Below are 15,870 nucleotides of genomic sequence, written 5' to 3' on the forward strand. Positions count from 1 at the left end.
ATTTAGACGTATGCTTTAAATATAATAGGAGGGTAAATGAAGCTAATTTACGTTGACGATAATCTGCCAGGGATCACTCGCAAACTAAAGCATAAAAGCTGGCTTTATTTTGATCCAATCGGTAAGCAAATAAAGGAGCAAAATGTAATTGATCGTTTGAATGGATTGGCGTTTCCACCTGCCTATAAAAGCGCTTGGTTTTGCCCAGAAGAAAATGGGCATATTTTAGCGACAGGATTTGATAGTAAGGGACGTAAACAATACCGCTATCATCCTGAATTTAGAGCGCAACAAGAGGCAAAAAAATACCAAGCATGTGGAGTATTTGGTAATAAACTACCTTTGTTAAGGTCGCGTTTAGAAACAGATTTACAAGGTGATGAGCTTAATATTGAACGTACTTTAGCGGCAGTCGTAAGGCTTATGGATTTAGGAGCGCTTAGGGTAGGTAACGAGCGTAACGTAAAGCAAAATAAAAGCTTTGGCGCCACAACACTACGCACACGCCATGCAAAACTCACGGGCAAAAATATTCAGCTAAAGTATCGGGCTAAATCAGGCAAGGATCGTGAAGTAAACATAACCGATAGAGTGCTTAGTTATGTATTAAAAGACTTACAAGATTTGCCTGGCCAGCATTTATTTCAGTATATAAATGAGGGTGAGCGCACTAATGTTACATCAAGTGAAATAAATCAGTACATTCAGCAGATAATGGGTGAGGAGTTTAGTGCAAAACACTTTAGAACTTGGCGAGCAAGCGTGATTGCATTTAAGCAATTAGTTAAAGCCAAAGGAGCGCTTACTTTAAAAAACATGCTTGATAGTGTCTCCGAGCAACTCGGTAATACCCCCGCTATAGCACGTAAATCGTATGTGCATCCCGATTTAATTACGCTGTGTAAAGAAGATGAAGATACTCAAACCGCATGGAGAGAGTCGCTTTCATTACCACGAAAAACGAAGTATTTGAGTCGTTATGAGCGCGGTTTTTTAGCTTTTTTAAACGATTAATTGCCATAGCAACTTTACACACTTGGGCATATTAATTACATATTTACTCATCTAATTTATTTACGTATAAAACACGAAACTTAAAAAACCACTAACTTTCAATGGTTTAGTTTGTTTTTTTAATTTGGCATTACCGTTGCACCTCCAAAGTACTACTTAGTGGTAAGTACATAAGCATTTATCAACGATATTTAGCGAGGAGGTACACAGTGAAGGGGTCATTTTCAAATCTAGCGTTTACAAAAGCAAAGCGTTTAACTTTAAAAACTGCATTGTTTATTAGCATAAGCGGCTTATGTTCAGCACCAACACTTGCTGCAAATGAGCTTGAGAGTGTGGTTCTTGCTAACTCTTCACTAACTACTTACAACTCGCAAAAGTACATGCAAGCTCATGATAGCTATTACTTTGATCAATATTCAGCGCGGTTAATTGAACGTACAGAAAAAGCGATTAATTGGTATCAAGAAATAGTTAACAACGGTGGTTTTACACACTTATATAACGATGAATTACTTGAGTTAGGCAGTAACAGTAAAGAGGTGAGCTTACTTGCGCAGCGTTTATATCAAGAGCGTGACTTAAAAAGTAATGTTTGCGACGAAGCTATATGCATGTTTGATAAAGATATAGAGCAAGCTGTTAAGCAATTTCAAAGCCGTCATGGTTTAAAAGTTGATGGTCGAGTAGGTAAGCGCACCTTTGCAGCGCTTAACATTCCCGCAAAACAAAAGCTTGATAAGTTAAAACTTAACTTTTATAGAGTAACTAACTTTGCAGGCGCAAGTGATGAGCAATATGTGTATGTAAATATTCCAGAATACAGCTTACGATTTGTAAAAGCGGGCGACGTAAAATTAAAAAATAACGTAATTGTAGGTAAACCAAGTTGGGAAACACCTGCATTTAGCGACGAAATAGAAAAGTTTGTAGTTAATCCTGAATGGCGTATACCCACCTCAATTGCCACCAAAGAAATTGCACCAAAGGTAGCCGAAGATCCTGACTACCTTGTAAAAAATAATATTGAAATTAGAAAAAACAGTTATCTAGACTCGCAAACTGTTAATCCTAACAATATTGATTGGGATGCTATTAAGCCGTACCAATTTGATCACTTTTTAGTAAAACGAGCAGGGAGCCAAAACCCTCTAGGGGAGGTTAAGTATTTATTCCCTAACGCTGAAGCAATTTATGTTCACGATACACCAGCAAAGCAGCGTTTTAACCAATCAGATCGCGCTTTATCGCATGGCTGTATAAGAATAGAGCAACCCTTTTCGTTAGCGCGTGAGATCATTAAGCACGAAGGAGAGGCACAAACACTTAATCATATAGACAGCGCTCGTACTCAAAACAGTACTCAAACGTTTCATTTAGATGAGCCTCTACCTATTCATTTAGTCTATTGGACTGCTTGGGTTGACGAAAACCAACTGGTTAACTTTAGAGATGATATTTATCAACGTGATAAAAAAGCACTTTTAAAAAATAGTAAACAGTCGGTAATTGCTGCTTTGTTAAAAAATAAATAATGAGAGGGTTTATGCAATTTATTCATTATATTTCTATCGCCATATTCACACTTATATTTAGCAACAGTGTATTTGCTGAAGCGCCTGTAAAGGCTGCGCATCAAGTGGTTGACATAAAAAATAAAGCTAACTTTGAAGATGCAGAATTTAGCCTAAAAATTAACGATATAGTTATGCCGTACTCCGTGTTTTCGCTATTTGTAATGCCCCAAGAGCAGGTTGAGTTTGAAGTGCTTTTTGCGCAATCAAAAAATGCCTACACGCTAATTAACACTCAAGGTAAATCGAAGCTTACAGACACCAACCGTTGGCAATGGCAAGCACCCAAAGAGTCTGGTTTAACAACGGTAATTATTGAGTCGCCCGATAAAAAGCAGCGTATGAAAATCAACGTTTTTGTAAAAGTACCCGCAGACAACGTTGAAGGAGGAAAGCTCAAGTATTACCATATTGGCCACTACCCTAAACCTTCGCAGATTAAAGACACTGCTCATTACATAGTGCCCGATGGATTTGTTGAGGTGACGCCTGAAAATGAAAACGTAAAAATTTCACCTCACTTTTCACTAAAAGAGTTTGTTAGTAAGCAGCGAAGTAAGCACCCAAAGTATGTATTTTTACAAAATAAGTTACTACTTAAACTAGAAAAAATACGCAAAGAGCTGGTTTTAGAAGGTATACCGATTAGTAACATGGTGGTTATGAGCGGTTATAGAACTCCCTACTACAATAAATCAATTGGCAATGTAAAACTTAGTCGACATGTATTTGGTGATGCTGCCGATATTTTTATAGATAACGATGGTAACTACCGCATGGATGACATAAATAACGACGGTAAGCATTCAATAGGGGATGCTAAAGCGATGGCAAATACAGTTGAGTCGTTAGCTAGACGAGAGTCATTTAAAGGTTTACTAGGTGGCTTAGGTGTTTATGGGCCTAAGTCGCACAGAGGGGCATTTATTCATGTTGATACACGTGGTTTTAAAGCGCGCTGGGTGAGCAAGTAGCTATATTAATAAATATATTGGCGCAATTATTACTTAGCGTACTTAAAAAGTGTTGGTAAAACTCTTGTTACTAACACTTTTTGAGACTAGCTTATCAAAAGCTAATAGCATTAAGATAACAACGCCCACGTCATTAAGATGCTAAGTGCGTACGATTCGCTAAAATTAATTTGGCGAACATTAAAAATATCTGAAAGCAAACGATTCCAAATTTCGTTAAATACCTTCGACAAAATCAATGCACTTGCGATCCATGTCGCTAAAAGTAATGTCATTTTTACAATCAGAGAGTCAATATATATATCTATGAGGGCATTTGATTCGTATGTACTTCCTACTTCAAAATTAGTTAACGCAAAAACTAAGCTTATCGTCCATAGAGCTATCGTTGCCAAGATATTAAAACGTATTGTAATTCCCTTTTCCATAGAATACTTCCTTTGATAATAAGTTTTTATTACATAGATGTAGTGTTAATTTAGTCTATACAGTTCCCATTAAATACACAACACGCTATTGCAGCATAAACGTTTCATATTCTAAATCTTCAAATTGTTTAGAAAGCCAAAATAGCCCAGCAACAGAGGTAATTATAGTGGCTAATGCAAAGCCATAACCATAAAACTGTGGCCCTAAAGCAATTGATAGCAATGTTAAAACAACGTTTATTACCAAAAATAGCCCGGCTAAAAACAGCACGGTTGAGCGTTTATCTAAATAAAATAAAATATTTAAAATAGACAAAAATATAACTTGTACACCTACACCAACTACGTCAATAAATAAAAGCGTTTTATAGTTTGGATCAATACCGATAAAGTTAAGTATTTGCTCGCCCCATAACAATAAGCAAGCCACGGTTATGCCTTGAATTTTAAATATGTCGTAAAGTCCAGAGCGAGCGGTTTGGATCATATTGTCTTTTAAATAGTAAATTTCTTCTAACGATGATCCCTCTCTAATAGCTGTGTAAAAACGGTCGTATTCTTCTACAAAGTCGGTTTCCATTTTTACTAAAAATACTGCCATACCGGGAATAATAGACAAATAGGCTAAAAATATAGGTAAGTCGTAAATTGGGCTAGCTCTTAACGTGCCAATAATTTGAATTGATGTGCTTGGTGAATACCAAAAAATGATTTTATCAGCCCACACACCAATGTTATAAAACAGACCACAAAAGAATAGGCTGTAATACACTTTTTTATTGCTTAAAAAGTCAAAGCTTATAAGTTTTTCACCAGGATAACGGCGAATAATCATGAATAAAAAGCTAAAAAAGAGCAGAGCTTCGCCTGCAAAAAACGCAAAAAATAAGCCATCTAACTGCCAGTCTCTTAATAAATATGCAAGTAATACCATAAAGGCGTAACCACTTAGCATGGTTATTAAAATTAACCGGTATTCTTTCATACCCGATAAAAAAATAGCGCCAAGCCACTGATTACATAAGCTTACAAAGGCACCTAAAATTATAATCTTAGTAACAACGGGTATAGGGAGCATGGGCCAAACCGCTAAGCCGACTAATAGCGCGGCTATTGTTGTTATAAGCTGTGCACCAAGTAAATTAGGGAGTACTTTTGCCTCTTCTTTTTGAAAAAACAAATCGGCAATAAACCGAGTTAGTAATAACTGCAAGCCACCCGTTAAAATAAGTGAGGCGGCCATCATGTAGGTAACAAGCGTTAAAAATTGAATAATAAGTACTTTAGGTAATACAATCCCTAAACTTAAAATACCAATTAGCATTAACGCTACAATAGAGAGCAGCCAGGGGCCCGAGCCTATTAAACCTGCGTAGCCGTATGCTTCAAAAACTGAGAGCAGGGTATTTTTTTTGAGAATTTTCCGTATCTCAAAACCTATTCCAGCCATGCTATTGTATCCTTATAAAGTTTATCGTAACGGGCAAACATGTGGCTCTCGTCATAAAGTTTTTGTACGCGGTCTAAACCATTTTTTTGATACTCAAGCCAAGCTTGCTCATTTGTTAGCATGGTTGATATTTGCTTTGCTGTTTCGCTCGGAGAAGCAATTGGGACAACTTCACCGGCTTTACCTAACGCTTTATCTTCATCAGTTCCGCCTTCGATTATTTCGCGGCACGAGCCAACATCACTAGCAAGTACAGGCACACCGGCCGCCATTGCTTCTAAAAGCACTAAAGGCTGCGCTTCAGAAATCGAGGTTAAAGCTACAATTCCGAGCTTAGGCAAAATTTTGGTAATATCTTGCATACCTAAAAACCTAACACTATTTTGTAAATCAAGGCTGCCTACCAGTAGCTCACACTCTTTGTAGTATTGTGGGTCTTCTTCGAAAGGGCCGATAATCCAGCCTTCGACCTCTGGTAATATCGATTGCGCTTCTTTAATCGCACGTATAAAGGTTTTAATGTCTTTTATAGGCACTACACGTCCAATTAATCCAACAACCGGTGGTATCTGTTTTGGACGCTGATCAAGCGCTTCAATAAAGCGCATCGTTTTAATGCCATTAGGTACAACAAATGCTTTTTCTGGTGCTGCACCATCTTTTATTTGGCGCTGTCTGTTACCATCGTATAGCGAAATTATCTTATCTGCTTCTTGATATGTTGTTCGGCCAATTTGCTCAAAAAAGCTGATCCACATTCGGCGAATAAAGCCCATCTCGGTATTTAAGTTTTTACCTAGGCTTTGTTCAGACTCTTTGATCCAACTGGCTTGAATAAGATCTATTTTTCTCTCTTTAGTGTAAATGCCATGCTCGGTCAACAAAAAAGGAGTATTACTTATTACACTGGCGCCAGATCCTAAAATACCCGCATACCCGGTAGATATTGAGTGAATAAGTTTAACTTTAGGGAGCCCTCGTGCAATTTCGGCTATTTTAAATAGCGGTTTATATAAATTGCGGTATGACCAAAAGAAGTCAATAAAAGAGGATTCATCACAAAAAGTTGAATAGTAATTAGTGAGTACTTGCCATGAAGATTCACTATATAAAAAGTCGGCTTCATTAATACCATCTTTTTTCGCCAAAGTTTCAAATGCAAACTTTAATAATTCAGTCGGAATTGGCTCGTTACAATCTCTAAAATAATTTTGTAGTTGCTGCCAAAAATCAAAGAGTTCTTTTTTATATTTAACCCCGTGCTTACCTTTTATTTCAGAAGTGTCATTTTCCACTAAATAATGAACATGCAGCTTGGTAACGTTTTCAGGCAAGGTATATTGAATCTCGCCATAATGCTCTGGCGCTCCACCTATAAAAACAAGCTCAAAGCTATAATGAGGTAACCCTTCAATTATTTGATGAACCCAGCTAGATACACCACCACGCACATAAGGGTAAGTACCTTCTAAAAGCAGTAAAATGTCTGCATTTTTGTTACTCATGCCAATACTCCTGTAAATGACGTAATTCACTGCCTTTAGGTTGTTCTGGGAGTTCTTTTAAGTAGCGTTTACAGTCGTCAAACTTGTGCATACAGAAGGCAACTTCGGCTTTATAAGGTAGAACATGACGCCTTGCCATGCCCGACTCAGTTGCTTTGAGTAAGTACTCATGGGCTATTTCGTATTTGTCTAAGGCTAAAGATATACGCCCTAAAAATATAAAGGTTGCAGGTGTTCTTACGTGCTCAACACTTTGCAATGCAAGTACTTCGGCTTTTTCTAAAACGTATTTTCGAAGAGCACCTTGGGCTAAACCTAAGTAGCTTAGTTCCCAATAAAGTTCGGCTAGTTGTTTTTGTAAATTACTTAACTTTGGCTGCTTAGTCGTAATGGCTATTTCTTGCTGATATAAACTAATTTTTTCGTTGAGTTTGGTTTCTTTACCATCAAGGGTTGAGTAGGCGAGTAGGCGAATATCATCTTCTAAATCTTTAAGTGCTAGCTTTAAAATAGGAATAGCTTGTGAGTCACTCATGTGACGAGCCGCCATTACAGCACTTAGACGTTTATTTGGTTCACTCGCGTGCTTTAAAATTGCTTTAAGTCCGCCTATAGAATAGGTCGGGTTTGCTGATATTGCTCTGGCTTCAAAAGGAAGCTCAGGTATTTTATGCTCTTCAATTTCTATGTCATCGTTTTTGAGAGGTTTACACAGAGCAAACGTAAGCGCTACTACAACACCTATAATTCCAAGTACAGGCAATGTAAACAACAATAAAAACATGAGTAGTAAAGAGCTATAAGGAGTTGTTTTATATTTTTTAGGTATAAGGAAATAGCTAACAAAAGTAAAAAGGATGCTAGCAATAGCATGCAATAGTATAGCTAAAAACCAATTAGGTGTTTCCAGTACTTCTATTAGTGCAAAGTACTGACAAATACACCCTAAAATAGCTGCTACAATAATTATAATCATGAAAGTGAAACCAATCTCTTTATGTCATCTGAGCTTATTGGTAGTGCAAGTTGTTGCTCAATAACAATATCAAGCTCAGCCAAAGTGCAACCAGTGCGCTCTTTACACCAAGTGTTCATTCGGGCAATAAAGCCTGCTTTTTCAAGCTCATTAGCTAATGGCATTAATAGCAGTAATACCTGATTTTTATCATCATATAAATAAATGTCTAAACCACGACGGGCTTCACTTAAATAACTCATAAGTTGAGTCGATTTATCAGTAATATTGTTGGCTTTTATTTTTAGTAGCTGTGATGGAATGTTGTATCGTTTTGCTTCTTTATTTGCGCGTTTAATATGGCGAATAAAGTATGGAGACTCTTCATAAGTCATTACTGGGTTTGTTATTTCATGACGAAGTAAATCGCCAATATGCCCAGCCATTACAGCAAGTAATGTTAGAGTTGTATTTTTGAGTGCAAAAAATTGTATTCTTTCAACCAAAATAGCGCCATAAATAGTATTGTTTACGTCGATAAGTGGGATTGCTATATGATATTTACTTATACCTGATACTGCGTTGTCGTCTTTTACCGATACTAATTCTTTCTCCTCGAGCATTGCAAATATAAGAGGATCGTTTTTAGCTATTTGACTCATTTTACCTATAGAAGCAAGAGGTGGTTCTAAGACGGTATCGTTTTCAACTTTATATAACCCCGCTCTCTCTAGCGAACCGTACTCAACAAATAAGTCGATGATTTTTGGCGCCGCACTATCAAGTCTTCTTTCTTTTAGTAACCCGATAGAGGTTCTTACTGCTTGTAGCGATTCACGTAAACTTAACGTATGCCCAGCTAGCATTTGTTCTATTCTATCGTGAGATGAGCTAATTAAATGGTACTGACGAGTAAACGTTTCAAGACGATCAGTTACGTACTCAAGCTGAATACTTTGCTTTTGATTAGTACGCTCCCATACATCTCTAAATTCGCCGGCAATCATAATAACAATGATATAGCCAATCATCGCGTTAATATTAAACCCGCTTTGGGCAGATAAAATAGTTACTTTTAGTAATAATAATTGCCCTACAAGTAAGCATAAAATGCTAATAAAACCTTTTGAAAAACCATAGCGCAAAGCAACTAATAATGGGCCAAGTACTGGCCACGAAAAGCCTCCCTCAGTCCAAAAAGGATCTTCGGCGTTAAATAATACAGGCAGCCCTAAAGCAAGCACGGTAAATATAACCATCTCAGCCCATATTTGTAACTCAGGAACCTCTCTGGGTCTAAGGAAATGTGTTTTCACTCACTAGCCTCTATGTACGAAATTAAATCAGCAATTACATCTTGTGCTGTTGCAGCAATACTATCTCGGCCCCAGCCACTTTTAGCAATAGTACCTGTCCAAATCGGGGTTGTTTGTCCATTTTCAGTGAGTGATAATGTAAGTGCAACAACGGGTTCGCCATCAAGCCCTGCTTTATAGCGCCATTCTTCAATGCTGCCTGTTAGTACATAGTCAGCTTGTTGAGTGCTTAACCATTGCATAGCATTGTTTAAACGGTATTGATCATCCAGCGGTGGAAGCTCTTTGCTGTTTACGCGAGGTGCACGTATAAGAGTTGGTAATTCATTTTGTTGCCAAATGCTGGCTAAAATATCTTCAGCACGCTCACCTGCAAGCGGTGTTTGAGCATGATTAACAAGTGGCATTAATGCCACAGTTTTTGAAGGGCTAAGCTCTACATCATCAGCAACTCTGCTGGTGGTACATGCTGATAATAGTAATACCAAACACGGTATAATTAAACGAAACATACTCTCTCCTAACATTAAAAATGTACGTAATAACCTAATTGTAATTGTGTATCTGAGTTACCCACTTTATTACTACTTTGATAACCCAGCTGTAGTTTAAATAAATCATCGCCTAAAATAGACCAGCCAGCACCGCTTGATACCGACACATCAATGTTCTCAGTAACCGTTTGATACCCAGTACTTATATCGAATAACCATGACGGGCTTGTACCTAAATATGGAGGTTCTAACGATCCCGTTGAGGCAAATGAGGTGCCTAGTGCAAAGCGTCTAAATGGTTGAAGATCAACTATTAGAGGCCTTGTTTCTGTGTTTATTAACGCATTTACACGCTCAAAGTCTTGCCATTGCGCACTAAAGTAAGCGTTCCAAATTGGGCGGTCTTTTAAAATGCTGTACTGATAACGTGCATTATATTCTTGGCCATTAATGAGTGAACTACCATCGTCTCTTCGAGAAAAAGACATCGCTGCTGCTGAAAGCTGCACATTTTGTCTATTATCAATGTTGTAGTTAACATAAGCCGTGGCTTTATCTAGCTGAGCATAACTAAGTAGCGCTTCTGATTGGCGGTTTTCAACATTATATTCAAGTTTTAAACCCACCTGAGTACGAGAATCCCATTGATAACGAGAATCAAGACTAAGACCTTGCCGGCTGACTAAGCTGCCTTGGTGATAATCTATTTTTGCATCAAAATACCAACGACCAAATGTCATTTTATCTTCTATCGCAAACAGCAATCCGTTGTTATCAAGGTTTTGCTGATTACTTAAACTTAATTTCCATTGCCCACTAGCATAAGGAAAATAAACGTTCACATCGTACTGGCTGCTGTTTAAACCAGCTTCTGGCGATAGGTTAATTTCAAGCGCTCTAAAATAGGATGCGCGTGCATTTCTGAGTAAACTCAGTTGTGATTCGTTAAGCTCACCAGTCAGCTCTTCGTACCAACGCTGCATTGTTGCGTATGGCTGCTTCAAATAGAGTATGGCGTTTAGCTCATCTAATTTGCTTAGTGAGCCTTTGGCTATTAGTTGTTTCACTTTATTAAACTCGCCGTTGGTCATATAAAGCTGTAGTTTTTGCCAAGGTTCTAACTTTTGTGCAGCTCGACGTGCTAACCACCAGTTTGCTTGAGGCTCACCAATAGTGTCGGGCGCGAGCTCATCCATGGTGTTTAATTGCATTAAATGAGGAACAGCCATTGCACCTGCCCAGCGATACATTAGGCCTCTGTATGCGTATTTATCTTTAGGTAAATGCTGTAATAAATAGTGATTTAGCTCGGCAGCATTTGCATAATAACCAAGCTGCTTCATTACATCGGCTAAGTTAACCAGTGTTGTTAAGTCACTTGGATCTGCAACAGCTAGTTTTCGTAAATAAAAGTAAGCACTGTTATATGACTTATCATAAACAGATAAGCTAGCTAAGAGCTGCATCCACGCATAGGTAGGATCGCTGTCCGAATAGCGAGTTAAAATACGGCTGATCATTATAGTGTCGTGCATTTGTAGCGCTAACCAACCTTGTGCGAGTACAACATCGGGGTCGTATTCACTTAATTTAGCGGCGCGGTTTAGAGTTGTATAAGCCGAATTTAAATCACTTTGATTTTGATACCAATTTGAAAGAATAACCCAAGCAGGGTAGAGAGCTTTATTGTAGCGTTGTTTATCAAGCTCAGTGTGAATGCGGGCAACCGATTTAGCATCGTTTACTTGCGTGCTTAATAATGCAATTTGTATCAGTTGGCGGTCTGTCAGTGACTCACTTTCCCACAGGTAATCGAGAAGCTCTTGAGGCCGTCCTTCAAAGCGCAGCTGTTGGTAATAAAGCGTGTCGCCAACACTTAGTGTGCTGATTGCTTTTAATTGCTCAAAAGCATAAAGCTCATCTTTTTTATCTTGAACACGCATTGCCATATCTACTCGTGCAGTCCAAAATTCGCCATTAGTACTTTGTTGCTTGTTTTTTAAAATAGACAATGCTGTTTTAAAGTCATCCTCAAGCCAAAATGCACGAGCTATCCAAAGTAAGTCTTCTTCATTTTTAGGCCCTTTATATTTAGGCCATAAAGCTCTTAGTGCTTTTAAATTTCCGGAATCGTGAAGTACTTTCGCTTTCCAATATTGCGATAATGCACTCTTACCATTTATTTGTTCAAAACGGTCAATATTACTAAGTTCTTGTTTTGTGTTGCCTATAAATTCGTTTGTTTGCATCCACTTAGCAAAGCCGTTGCCTTTTAATTGTCGGTTTTGTGTTTTGTATGCATATATATCGTTGGCGTCTTGGTATAAATATAATGCCGCAGCGTCATTAACACTGTCAGTAAGCATTGCTGGAGTTACAGCTCTGTTCGACATTAGCCATTTAAACTCTTTAAGCGCTTCTTTAGGTTTGTTCTGCCAGCGCTTTATTTTCCAATTTAGTAAGCGTAGCTCTTTGTCATTTGGAGTTTGTAGTAATAGCATGGCGAGTAATTGCTCAGCACCTTTTGCATTCCCATTTGCTAAACGCAGGTGCATGGCTTTTGTTAAGAACTCGGTGTTATTTGGCTCAGTTTTTAATAAACTTTCAATGGCTTGAGCTGAATCTTCTGTATTGCCAGCTAAGTTAGCTAAATAAAGGGTGCGCTTAACATTAGCTTGGTCACCATAAGTTTTCCACCAGGCGTAAGCTTGTATCGGATTATTTGCGCCAAGTGCAGTCTCAATCGCTTTAGCTGCAATGTCAGCATTTATATGTGTTTTATAAATAGCAAGAGCTTTGGCTGGTTCGCCAGCGCTCAACCAGTAATCAGCTGCAAGTAGTGGTTGTTTATTTTTTTGATAGTACAGAGCAACTTTTGCGTTTAACCCAATTGCTTTTGCAATAGCTAGTATTTGTTCGTCCCAATGCTTATGAACACCTATTTTTAAAGATAGATCTTCAAAGCGATCGTCAACTTTAGCCCCGTTTGCTAGCCATAATGAGTAAAGCAGCTTTATTTCTAGAGTTGCTTTGCGCTCACCTCTTGGTAGTTTTTCAAGCTCGTTAGTAGCTTGTGAATACTCACTAAGCTCTATATGTAGTTCAACCAATTTTGCGCGTAGCTTCTCGTCGTTAGGCTCTGTTTTAAGCGCTGCATTAAGATATGACTTTTCAAAAGTATAATCTTTTGAAAGTGCATCATCTTCAAAAAATAAGGTATGAGGAAATAATGCATAAAGTGCAAAACAACTTACAACTAATACCGCTAATATTGTTTTTACAGAAATTAACTGAGGACGCTTTTTGGTATTCATTATAAAGCAGCTCCGTTGCAGTTAAGATAGCCATAAAATAGACCTTTTGGTAGATTAAAGTGCGTCACATTAGCGCGTGTAATACCTTTAAAGTGCTCTCCTAAGCTAGATACAAATTCGCAAGAACGTGCATTAATTAATTCAAGCGAAGCAGGCACCCACGCTTTAAAGCTAACAGGTCCGTTAACTTGCCAATTATCAATAATAACATTTGCAGACGCTAAATAAGGTTTTTTACTATTTTTGCTGTGTTCAAAGCTAAGACGGGCTACGTTATTAATAATGTGTATATAGTCACCTTTTTCAGTAACGCCTGACACACCATCACTTTGGGCAATGTTTGGCATATCAAAATCAGTAGGAATTCGTAAAGTACGAATGTATTTTGAGCTAAATAACCATTCATTATTACTGTTTTTTGCAAGTGCAGAAAAGTAAAAATCTTTTGCTACTTTTGCGTAATGGCTCAAATGTACCGGTGTATTTGGCCTAGCTAAAACATAATCTATATTGTGTTTTAGTGCGTCTAGTCCCGCGGGGATTTCACCTGAGTAAAAATGAAAATAAATAGTGTATGGTTTTAATCTATATGGTTTTTCTGTTATTTCGAATGTTTCGGTTAAGCGTCTAAAGCCGTAATAAGGGCCATGCCATAAGTTTGTGTAAACATTTTCATTTAATATGGGGGCGTAAATTTGATACAGCAAATCTCTCTCAGGGCGACCGATAGGAGATATGTGTGTAAGGCTAGGGTTATCGGCATTTACATCAGTATTACCGCCATTAACATTTAATACGCCAGCGTCACGGGCAAGTTCAAGCGCTTTTGGGCCAGGTGTTGCATCACCAGACCATAACATCATCACTGTTTTTTTATTTTTAGGTGCAAGTCTGTCATTAATGTACTTTATCGAGTCTGTAATTTCTTTTTTAAGGCTAATTGTGTTGTAGCCAGGCACGTCTAAATGAAAACCGTAATCGGTGTCGTCTTCATCTATTTTTTTTTGCCCAGAAAGGGCTGTCCAAAAATACGGATGGCTATAAGTATGCGAAGCAACTTCTACGTAAGGCAGGTTAAAAATACTGCGCGCTATACCTTCAAGTTTGGCACTTTGTTTTGAATGTAAGCCACTTTTTTCAATATCAGCTTGAATAACCGATGAGGTCAAAGGGAGTTTGTAGCGCTTAATTATTTCATCGCGAATCACTTCTGCAGAATATGGTTTACCTGCATAATGTGCTGGGCTTGTGAAGCCATCGCCATCTATATGCAGCGTTAGCATACGCCTACCGCTTTCAGTTGTGGTATCAGGCACTAGAATCGGAGGTAGTCCCATTGCTTTGGTGAGTAGTGTACGTGGGTCAATAACCCATTTACTACCTTCCATTGGCAAGGTATCTATAAGCCAAGGTGCAACAACAACCGCGCCATATTTTGTTTTAGTACTCTGCACTATTATAGTTCCATCAGCCGCTTTTATATTGATAAGCGGGGTGGCATCAGTTGCTAATTTCAATAAGTAGGGCTTAATTATCGCAGGCGATGTTGTCGCTTCGCCTTTTAGCCATGTAGTAAAATGATTTAGTTCATAAGGGGCAGGAGGCAATACGCTAAGCGCTTCAATACCAAGGTTAAGTAATAGTTTAGTTGATTGCGGTAGCTCACCCATAATTAGCTCAGGTACAACGCCTAAGTTACTTTCCAACCAATTAGTAATAGTTGGGGTGTAAAAAGCATCGCTGTTTGTCCATGAAATAATACCAGCATGTAAACTTGGATCTACTAACGGTAAATCTCGTTTGGCTACATCAACATAATCAGGAATATATCCCAAATACTCAATCATGGTCGCAAGCTTTAAATGTACGGTAGTGTAAATGAGAGGTTTTACATTACTGTTGAACGGAATTAGGATGCGCCTTGGTACTGGCGATATGGTTGATGTGCCCCATGTTTGTAAGTGCCCATCAGTTACCCAAGGAGTAAAGCCAGCTTGTTTTATTTTTTGCGCCATAGCAAGGCGGTTATCAGGTTGCGCGTAATCAATAACTTGTACTTTAAAACCTAAGTTTTGTGCTGTTTTTAATTGTGCGCTTAGCCAAGCTTGATCGTTCTCGGTGGTTAGTTTGTAGCTATTATTGATTGGGTTATAATGGCTATACAAACCTTCAGCCACTAAATCATTGGCAAAATCGGTAAGTTCAGGTAGTAGCTCAAAGCCTCGGTTAAGGATAAGGTGTTTATTAAACGTGCCAGACAGATTCTTTATAATTGCGACTAAACCATTTTGTTGTTCTGATTTACTGTGCTTATTATCTAAAAGTTGATAGCTGTCTAAAGTATCTAAAAATAATCCACTGAAGCCTCGTGCTTTTAAAGTAGCTGCGCTATCTTGTACATGTTGTTGCCAATGAGTAGATGTTAAATCTGAAATATAACTATTCCAGTTAGGATTATCTGCTAGTGAAGACTCACTTTCAATAAACGACTCACCAACACTTAAATAAGCATAAACAGCTATATTACGCTGTTTAAACCAATTGAGTTCGTGCTCAGTCACAAGGTCAGGCTGTACTACAACGCGAGAATAAAAGGTCATTTCGGCTAATGGCATCGGCGCAGAGTAGTAAAAAGCTATACTATTATTTACAGGCTTCGCTACAACATATGCAGAAACTAACAGCATGAAATATAAAATATATTTCATAGGTAGCTTATTTTAATTAATTTGTAACTATAGCTCAAAGCGCTTCACCCGTTTTTAATTATTTAGTATTAGTAATATAGGATGATTATATGTTAATGAAACTCAAGTATCTACAGTTTCATCAGCTTTCGAATCTAA

At 38.0% G+C, this 15,870-nt stretch carries 11 protein-coding genes; 3 read left to right on the forward strand and 8 right to left on the reverse strand.

What is annotated here, in order from left to right; all coding sequences use genetic code 11:
• Positions 1–36 precede the first annotated feature (36 nt).
• The 3 genes from V6260_RS08135 (at position 37) to V6260_RS08145 (ending at position 3,562) form a co-directional block, all read left to right on the forward strand.
• Complete coding sequence (locus V6260_RS08135; protein ID WP_341593600.1) at positions 37–1,014, forward strand: DNA topoisomerase IB; 978 nt, start codon at positions 37–39, stop codon at positions 1,012–1,014.
• Between the two features lie 209 nt (positions 1,015–1,223).
• Positions 1,224–2,549 carry a L,D-transpeptidase family protein gene (locus V6260_RS08140; RefSeq protein WP_341593601.1) on the forward strand — a complete coding sequence of 442 codons (1,326 nt, stop codon included), beginning with the start codon at positions 1,224–1,226 and terminating at the stop codon, positions 2,547–2,549.
• Positions 2,550–2,560: 11 nt separating this feature from the next.
• A complete protein-coding gene (locus V6260_RS08145; RefSeq protein WP_341593602.1) occupies positions 2,561–3,562 on the forward strand; it encodes a D-Ala-D-Ala carboxypeptidase family metallohydrolase in 1,002 nt (333 codons plus the stop codon).
• Between the two features lie 110 nt (positions 3,563–3,672).
• On the opposite strand, the gene V6260_RS08150 is transcribed toward V6260_RS08145, so the two are convergent.
• The 8 genes from V6260_RS08150 to V6260_RS08185 all read right to left on the reverse strand — a co-directional run bounded on the left by V6260_RS08150 (position 3,673) and on the right by V6260_RS08185 (position 15,732).
• Positions 3,673–3,990 carry a hypothetical protein gene (locus V6260_RS08150; protein WP_341593603.1) on the reverse strand — a complete coding sequence of 106 codons (318 nt, stop codon included), beginning with the start codon at positions 3,988–3,990 and terminating at the stop codon, positions 3,673–3,675.
• An 85-nt stretch (positions 3,991–4,075) separates the two neighbouring features.
• A complete protein-coding gene (gene pelG, locus V6260_RS08155) occupies positions 4,076–5,440 on the reverse strand; it encodes an exopolysaccharide Pel transporter PelG (RefSeq protein ID WP_341593604.1) in 1,365 nt (454 codons plus the stop codon).
• Positions 5,428–6,945: a GT4 family glycosyltransferase PelF gene (gene pelF, locus V6260_RS08160; protein WP_341593605.1), complete on the reverse strand. Its 1,518-nt coding sequence runs from the start codon at positions 6,943–6,945 to the stop codon at positions 5,428–5,430. The genes pelG and pelF overlap by 13 nt, the downstream gene beginning before the upstream one ends.
• On the reverse strand, positions 6,938–7,921 hold the full coding sequence (locus V6260_RS08165) for a HEAT repeat domain-containing protein (protein ID WP_341593606.1): 984 nt from the start codon (positions 7,919–7,921) through the stop codon (positions 6,938–6,940). The genes pelF and V6260_RS08165 overlap by 8 nt, the downstream gene beginning before the upstream one ends.
• The gene (locus tag V6260_RS08170) at positions 7,918–9,216 is read right to left on the reverse strand and encodes a PelD GGDEF domain-containing protein (protein ID WP_341593607.1); all 1,299 of its coding nucleotides are present in this window, start codon (positions 9,214–9,216) and stop codon (positions 7,918–7,920) included. The genes V6260_RS08165 and V6260_RS08170 overlap by 4 nt, the downstream gene beginning before the upstream one ends.
• Positions 9,213–9,728 (reverse strand): protein PelC, encoded by a 516-nt coding sequence (locus V6260_RS08175; RefSeq protein ID WP_341593608.1) that lies wholly within the window; start codon positions 9,726–9,728, stop codon positions 9,213–9,215. The genes V6260_RS08170 and V6260_RS08175 overlap by 4 nt, the downstream gene beginning before the upstream one ends.
• A 14-nt stretch (positions 9,729–9,742) precedes the next feature.
• Positions 9,743–13,024: a tetratricopeptide repeat protein gene (locus tag V6260_RS08180; protein WP_341593609.1), complete on the reverse strand. Its 3,282-nt coding sequence runs from the start codon at positions 13,022–13,024 to the stop codon at positions 9,743–9,745.
• On the reverse strand, positions 13,024–15,732 hold the full coding sequence (locus V6260_RS08185; RefSeq protein WP_341593610.1) for an endo alpha-1,4 polygalactosaminidase: 2,709 nt from the start codon (positions 15,730–15,732) through the stop codon (positions 13,024–13,026). Before V6260_RS08185 ends, V6260_RS08180 begins: the two co-directional genes overlap by 1 nt.
• Between the last annotated feature and the right edge of the window lie 138 nt (positions 15,733–15,870).

Origin of the sequence: Pseudoalteromonas aliena (assembly GCF_038155085.1) — a bacterium.
In the GTDB taxonomy this organism is placed as follows: Bacteria; Pseudomonadota; Gammaproteobacteria; order Enterobacterales; family Alteromonadaceae; genus Pseudoalteromonas; species Pseudoalteromonas aliena_A.

What these genes read in the sequence shown, in the direction of transcription:
- V6260_RS08135 (WP_341593600.1), top strand. Translation starts at nt 37, where the DNA reads ATGAAGCTAATTTACGTTGACGATAATCTGCCAGGGATCACTCGCAAA.
- V6260_RS08145 (WP_341593602.1), top strand. Translation starts at nt 2,561, where the DNA reads ATGCAATTTATTCATTATATTTCTATCGCCATATTCACACTTATATTT.
- V6260_RS08150 (WP_341593603.1), bottom strand. Translation starts at nt 3,990, where the DNA reads ATGGAAAAGGGAATTACAATACGTTTTAATATCTTGGCAACGATAGCT.
- pelG (WP_341593604.1), bottom strand. Translation starts at nt 5,440, where the DNA reads ATGGCTGGAATAGGTTTTGAGATACGGAAAATTCTCAAAAAAAATACC.
- pelF (WP_341593605.1), bottom strand. Translation starts at nt 6,945, where the DNA reads ATGAGTAACAAAAATGCAGACATTTTACTGCTTTTAGAAGGTACTTAC.
- V6260_RS08165 (WP_341593606.1), bottom strand. Translation starts at nt 7,921, where the DNA reads ATGATTATAATTATTGTAGCAGCTATTTTAGGGTGTATTTGTCAGTAC.
- V6260_RS08175 (WP_341593608.1), bottom strand. Translation starts at nt 9,728, where the DNA reads ATGTTTCGTTTAATTATACCGTGTTTGGTATTACTATTATCAGCATGT.
- V6260_RS08180 (WP_341593609.1), bottom strand. Translation starts at nt 13,024, where the DNA reads ATGAATACCAAAAAGCGTCCTCAGTTAATTTCTGTAAAAACAATATTA.
- V6260_RS08185 (WP_341593610.1), bottom strand. Translation starts at nt 15,732, where the DNA reads ATGAAATATATTTTATATTTCATGCTGTTAGTTTCTGCATATGTTGTA.